Annotated in this window: 6 protein-coding genes; 4 read left to right on the forward strand and 2 right to left on the reverse strand. The window is 69.6% G+C overall.

The window, feature by feature from the left end:
• Window positions 1-8 precede the first annotated feature (8 nt).
• Entirely contained in the window at window positions 9-596 is a 588-nt protein-coding gene (locus H293_RS0145960) for a TetR/AcrR family transcriptional regulator (protein WP_028808797.1), read from the reverse strand.
• Between the two features lie 270 nt (window positions 597-866).
• Between H293_RS0145960 and H293_RS0145965 the strand changes: the two genes are divergently transcribed.
• Genes H293_RS0145965 through H293_RS0145980 form a run of 4 tightly spaced genes read left to right on the forward strand, consistent with a single transcriptional unit; the run spans window position 867 to window position 5,728 of the window.
• Window positions 867-1,442 (forward strand): (2Fe-2S)-binding protein, encoded by a 576-nt coding sequence (locus H293_RS0145965; RefSeq protein WP_020124502.1) that lies wholly within the window; start codon window positions 867-869, stop codon window positions 1,440-1,442.
• A complete protein-coding gene (locus tag H293_RS0145970) occupies window positions 1,439-2,431 on the forward strand; it encodes an FAD binding domain-containing protein (protein ID WP_020124503.1) in 993 nt (330 codons plus the stop codon). The genes H293_RS0145965 and H293_RS0145970 overlap by 4 nt, the downstream gene beginning before the upstream one ends.
• Window positions 2,428-4,554, forward strand: coding sequence for a xanthine dehydrogenase family protein molybdopterin-binding subunit (locus tag H293_RS0145975; protein WP_020124504.1), 2,127 nt, complete (start codon window positions 2,428-2,430; stop codon window positions 4,552-4,554). The genes H293_RS0145970 and H293_RS0145975 overlap by 4 nt, the downstream gene beginning before the upstream one ends.
• Window positions 4,547-5,728: an XdhC family protein gene (locus H293_RS0145980; protein WP_020124505.1), complete on the forward strand. Its 1,182-nt coding sequence runs from the start codon at window positions 4,547-4,549 to the stop codon at window positions 5,726-5,728. The genes H293_RS0145975 and H293_RS0145980 overlap by 8 nt, the downstream gene beginning before the upstream one ends.
• Window positions 5,729-6,214: 486 nt before the next feature.
• On the opposite strand, the gene H293_RS0145985 is transcribed toward H293_RS0145980, so the two are convergent.
• Window positions 6,215-6,524, reverse strand: a 310-nt coding sequence (locus tag H293_RS0145985; RefSeq protein ID WP_020124506.1) for an IS5/IS1182 family transposase, incomplete at its 5' end; no start/stop codon positions are given.

Below are 6,524 nucleotides of genomic sequence, written 5' to 3' on the forward strand. Positions count from 1 at the left end.
CATGCTTGTCATCCGGGGCTTTGACCGGGCGCGCCGGTACGCAGGCCGTCCATGACGAGGTCGAGAAGGCGGGCGGCGCGTGGTGGCCAGTCTTCGGTCGGAGTCATCTGCCACAAGCCCGCGATGGCGAGGAGGAAGTCGTCGGCACTGACCCCGGGACGGATGGTGCCCGCTTCCTCGTTGGCGCGCAGCAGGAGCTCCGCCGCCTCGGCCACGGGAGTGGGCGAGGGCTTCGAGGGGCTTCCGGGCGCACTCGTGGCGAGGCGAATCGCATCAGCCAGGCCCGCCTTGGTCATGGCGAATTCGGCCAGCCGGTCCATCCACGTGCGGAGGGCCAGCTGGGGCGGCAGCTCCAGGAGCAATTGGGCCGCACTGTCGGCGACCTGCTGCATCCCGTGACGGTAGATCTCCAGGACCAGGGTCTCGCGGTTGGGGAAGTTGCGGTAGAACGTGCCCTGGCCCACTCCCGCCTTCTTGGCGATGGAGCTGAGTGGCGCGTTGGGAGACCGCGTTAGTTCACTCAGGGCGACACACAGAATGCGTTCACGATTGCGCTGCGCGTCGGAGCGTAGAGGGGCGCCCTTTTTGTCCTGCACTTGTCGCTCCTTCAGGCACGTGACAGAAGTGCACCCTTGCTAAGTGGACAATCGTCCGCTACGTTTTCGGTACCGGACAATCGTCCGGTTGGCGTCCATTCTAGCGACTGCCACGCCCTGTCCGTCAGTCCGCTGCTGCCGGGCTGCCGGGTGTTTCGTCCCGCCCGAAAGCCCGACCGGCACTTCCCACTCACCAGCCGTTTCACCAGCGATACAGCCCACCTCGGGGCCCATGTGCGCCACGAAGAGAACGCCGCAAGGAAATCGCTCATGACCTTACAAACGTCCAGTGTCGTCACCCTGCACATCAACGGTGAGAAACACACCCTGCCCGTCGATCACCGCACCACCCTGCTCGACGCCCTACGCGAGCGCCTCGATCTGACCGGCACCAAGAAGGGTTGCGACCAGGGCCAGTGCGGTGCCTGCACTGTCCTGGTAGACGGCCGCAGAACCGTAGCGTGTCTGCAACTCGCGGTCGCAACCGAAGGACGCGAAGTCACCACCATCGAAGGCGTCGCGGACGGCGACCGGCTGCACCCGGTGCAGCAGGCGTTCCTCGATCTCGACGGCTACCAGTGCGGCTACTGCACACCTGGACAGATCTGTTCGGCGATCGGCATGCTCGCGGAACACGCTGCCGGTTGGCCGAGCGCCGCTTCCGGCGACGTACGTCCGGCGGCCGGGCCGACACCGCTGACCGCAGATGAGATCCGTGAGCGGATGAGCGGCAATCTGTGCCGCTGCAGCGCCTACACCTCGATCGTCGAGGCAGTCGAACGAGCGGCCGAGACCGCCGACTCGATAAAGGCGGGCGCACCAGTAGAGTCCGGGGCGGCCGCATGAAGGAGTTCGACTACCGCAGGGCGCCCGATGTGATGGGCGCCGTCACCCTCCTCGACAACGATCCGGACGCCCGCTACCTTGCCGGCGGCACCAACCTGGTCGATCTGATGAAGAGCGGCGTAGAGCGTCCGGCCCGCCTCGTCGACGTACGGGAACTGCCCCTGGACCGCATTGAGCCGTCCCCGGACGGTGGACTCCACGTCGGCGCGACGGTCTCCAACAGCGACCTTGCCGCCCATCCCGAAGTGCGCAGCCGTTACCCGATGCTGGCCCAGGCGGTGCTCGCCGGTGCATCCGGTCAGCTGCGCAACATGGCCACGGTCGGCGGCAACCTCCTCCAGCGCACCCGCTGCGCCTACTTCACGGATACCACCAAGCCGTGCAACAAACGCGACCCCGGCAGCGGCTGCCCCGCCCTCAGCGGCGAGCACCACAACCACGCCATCCTCGGTGCGTCCGAGAGCTGTGTGGCCGTGCATCCTTCGGACATGGCCGTCGCTCTGACCGCCCTTGACGCGGTCGTGCACTACGAAACCGCCCACGGGCAGGGCGAAGTGCGGCTCGATCAGCTCTATCTGCCCGTCGCCGACACCCCGCACCGGGAGACGGCCCTGCCGGCAGGAGCCCTGATCACGGGTATCTCCCTGCCGCCTGTCTCGGTCGCGGCCCACTCCCGGTACCGCAAGGTGCGCGAGCGCGCCTCCTACGCCTTCGCGATCGGTTCCGTCGCAGCCGCCCTCGACGTCCGCGACGGAGTCGTACGCGACGCACGCCTCGCGTTCGGCGCGGTGGCGTCCCGGCCCTGGCGCGCCCGTACCGCCGAGCGGGCCCTGATCGGGGCACCTGCGACCGCCGAGACGTTCGCGGCCTCCGCGGAGGCGGAACTGGCCGCGGCCCGGCCGCTGCCGCACAACGGATACAAGGTGACCCTGATGCATAACTTGACCGTGGCCGTGCTGAGCGAGCTCACCGAGGCGGTCGCGCGATGACCACCACCGTCCAAAAGGCAGCCGTGCGCGCCGTGGGCACCGGTCACGTGCGAGTGGAGGGCCGGGACAAAGTCACCGGCGCGGCACGCTACGCGGGCGACATCCCCTTCACCGAACTCGCCTACGGCTGGCTGGTGTTGTCCACGGTCGCGCGCGGCCGCATCCGTGACATAGCCAGCGCTCCCGTCCTTGAGATGCCCGGTGTCCTGGCTGTTCTGGACCACCGCAATGCGCCACGCCTGAAAACCGACTTCGTCGGCATGATGGGCACCAGGCCCGACCCCACCTGTGCGGTCTTCCAGGGCGACACCGTGCCCCACCTCGGCTGGCCCGTGGCTTTGGTCGTCGCGGAGACGCCCGAGCAGGCACGGGAAGCGGCCGAGGCTCTGGCCGTCGAGTACGAAACGCTGCCGCACGACATCGAGTTCACAGGAGACCACCCGGACTCCCGCCCGGCGGACGGTCGTATGCCCGGTGTGACCGACAAGGGGGATCTGCAGGCCGAACTGACCGCCTCGGCAGTCGTCGTGGACGAGGAGTACACGACGCCGGAGGAGCATCATCATCCGATGGAGCCCCACGCGGCGACCGCCCGCTGGGAGGACGGCCGACTGGAGGTGGTCGACTCCAATCAGGGCACCTCCTGGGTGGTCAGCGAGCTGGCGAATCTGTTCTCGCTGGATCCCGCGTCGGTGCGGGTGCGTTCGGAGCATGTCGGCGGTGGCTTTGGCAGCAAGGGCGTACGCGCTCACCAGGTGGCGGCCGTGATGGCGGCGACGGTCCTCCACCGTCCGGTGCGGGTGGCCCTGACCCGGCCTCAGATGTTCGCGCTGGCCGGGCACCGCAGCCCCACCATCCAGCGGATCAGGCTCGGCGCCTACGCCGATGGACGGCTGCGTGCCCTTGACCACCGGTCAGTGAGTCGTACCGCCACGGTGTACGAGTTCGTCGAGGCGAGTGCCGGCGTGGCGCGGGTGATGTACGACGCCGACGCCCACCACACCGAGAACCGCGTCGTACGCCTCGACGTGCCCAGCCCCACCTTCATGCGTGGGCCGGGGGAGGCTCCGGGGTCTTTCGCCCTGGAGTCCGCGCTCGACGAACTCGCCGAGAAGTGCGGGATCGACCCGATCGAACTGCGCCTGCGCAACGAACCGGGCAGGGGCCCTGTCTCCGGCCTGCCCTTCGCCAGCCGCAACCTGCGCGCCTGCTTCGAGGAGGGCGCCCGCCGCTTCGGCTGGGCCGAGCGCGATCCCAGGCCGGGTGTGCGGCGCGAGGGCCGATGGCTGCTGGGCACCGGGACCGCCGCCGCTTCCTTCCCGGCGGGCGCCGCCCCCTCCACCGCCGCCATCACCGCCGAGCCCGACGGCCGCTTCACCGTGCGGATCTCGGCGGCCGACATCGGCACCGGCGCACGGACCGCGCTCACTCTCGTCGCAGCCGACGCCCTCGACGTCCCACCAGAGCAAGTGACCGTGCTGATCGGCGACAGCGAGTTCGGCTTCGCGATGATCGCGGGCGGCTCGATGGGCACCCGCTCCTGGTCCATGGCCGTCATCGCGGCCGCCCGCGACCTGCGCGAGCGACTCGTTCCCGGCATGGCGATCCCACCCGAGGGAATCACCGTCCGCTCGGACACCACGGCCCAGATCGCCGCACTCGCGCGCATGGAACGACACTCCTACGGAGCCCAGTTCGCCGAAGTCGCGGTGGACCCGGCCACAGGTGAGGTACGCGTACGACGCATGCTCGGCATGTTCGCCGCCGGCCGCATCGTCAACCCGCTCACCGCACGAAGCCAGTTCACCGGGGGCATGATCTGGGGCATCTCCATGGCCCTGCACGAGGAGGCCGTACGCGATCCGGCCTTTGGCGGCCCGGTCGGTGCTGACCTCGCCGGCTATCACGTGGCCACGCACGCCGACGTCCCGCGCATCGAAGCGGACTGGGTGGACGACACCGACCCCGACGACCCCGTCGGCATCAAAGGCATCGGCGAGGTGGGCATCGTCGGTGCCGCGGCCGCCATCGCCAACGCGGTCTGGCACGCCACCGGCATACGGCATCGCCGCCTGCCCATCCGCCCGGACCGCGTGCTCACGGCGGCAGGCACTGATGCTTGACCTGCTCCCGGAACTGAAGGACTGGCTCCACGACGGCCGTGACATCGCCGTCGCCACCGTCGTGTCCGTCGGCGGCAGCGCTCCACGCGGCCCCGGTGCCGCCCTCGCCGTCGACCGTGCGGGCACCGTCATCGGATCGGTCTCCGGCGGCTGCGTGGAGGGCGCGGTCTACGACCTGTGCGCTCAGGTGCTGGAGACCGGCCGGAGTGTCGTGGAGCGTTTCGGCTACAGCGACGAGGATGCCTTCGCCGTGGGCCTGACCTGCGGTGGCGTCCTCGACGTGATGGTCACACCGCTGCCCGCGAACGCGCCGGCCAGAGCACTGTCGCAGTCCGCCCTGGACGCCACGGAGAGGGGTGAGCCCGTGGCCCTGGTCCGAGTGGTCGAAGGTCCGCCCGAGCACTTCGGCACCACTCTCCTCGTCCACGGCGACGGCTCCACGGAAGGCAGCCTCGGCATCCACGAGGACCTCGACCGCACGGCCGCGGAGCACGCCCAGGCCGCCCTTGACGCGGGCCGCACGGGCACGGTCGAGCTGTCGCCGGACGGCTCCTCCTGCCCCGCGGGGCTCACCTTGCTCGTCGAGGCCGGTACACCGCCGCCGCGGATGATCGTGTTCGGTGCGGTCGACTTCGCCGCGGCGCTGGTCCGGGCCGGGAAGTTCCTGGGCTACCACGTCACGGTGTGCGACGCCCGGCCGGTGTTCACCACACAGGCACGCTTCCCCGAGGCGGACGAGGTCGTCGTGGACTGGCCGCACAGATATCTCCGGGGCACCCGGACCGACGCGCGGACCGTCCTGTGTGTCCTCACTCACGACGCCAAGTTCGATGTCCCCCTGCTGGAGGTCGCGCTGCGGCTCCCCGTCGCCTTCGTGGGCGCGATGGGTTCACGACGCACCCACGCCGACCGGGAGCGCAGGCTGCGTGCAATAGGTCTGAGCGAGGCAGAGTTGGCCCGCCTGAGGTCACCCATCGGACTCGACCTCGGGGGCCGTACGCCCGAGGAGACCGCGCTGTCCATCGCCGCGGAGATCATCGCGTCACGCAGAGGCGGAACCGGCCGTTCGCTGACCGACACGGAAACACCGATCCACCACGGCGGAACGACCCGCTCCGACCTGTCGTCCGGCCGCCCCTCACTGCTGAACGCGGTGGCGGGCACCGCTTCCTAGCGCCCTGGGGAGCTGGAATTTCGCCGGCATCCTGCCCCCGGAGTTCAACCGACGCTGTCGCGCTGTACAGCAAGGGCTGGGCATCAGCCGGGAGGCACTCCGGAACTGGCTGCGGCCGGCTCGGCGTGCCTCCCACGCGGAGCGGTCGGTGCCGGCGCAAAGAGCTTCAACGCACGACCGGATCGCGGAGTCGATGTCCTCACCGACTCCGCCTTGGACCGCAGTGACTTGGAGGCATTCGCCGCGATGCTCCGGTTGATCGTCGCGGGGGTGTCGGCCGGGTCCAAAGTCACCGCCGATTCGGCTCATGAGTGTGAACGACGCGCATGCAGTGCAGCAGATGGCCGACTCCCTCGGACTGGCTGTGTGAGGGGCACGTGTGGCGATGGACCTGCCGCCAGAGAGCGGGGCCGGAGGGCCGCCGCGGCCAGGGACATCGACGGCGCTTTCGCCGTGGGCGCTGAGAGGTCGTTTTCTCCCGTTGTTTCATCCCGGGATGTGAATTTGATCCGGTGATGTCGGGTCGCGCCAGGAGACGGTGGTCTCGCCGGTGAGGCGGCGGGCCATCAGGTCGGTCATGGCGAGATGGATCATGGCTTCGGAGCGGTGCGGGTGGGTTTCGTAGTCGCGCGCCAGGCGGCGGTGCAGCATCAGCCAGCCGTAGGTCCGCTCGACCGCCCAGCGTTTCGGGATCGGGGTGAATCCCCTGGTTCCGGGGGTGCGTTGGACGATTTCGAGGTCGATGCCGAGGGCGGCGGCGTGCTCGACGAGGTGCTTGCGGTAGCCGCCGTCGACC

It is taken from the genome of Streptomyces canus 299MFChir4.1 (genome assembly GCF_000383615.1).
Lineage (GTDB): Bacteria > Actinomycetota > Actinomycetes > Streptomycetales > Streptomycetaceae > Streptomyces > Streptomyces canus_C.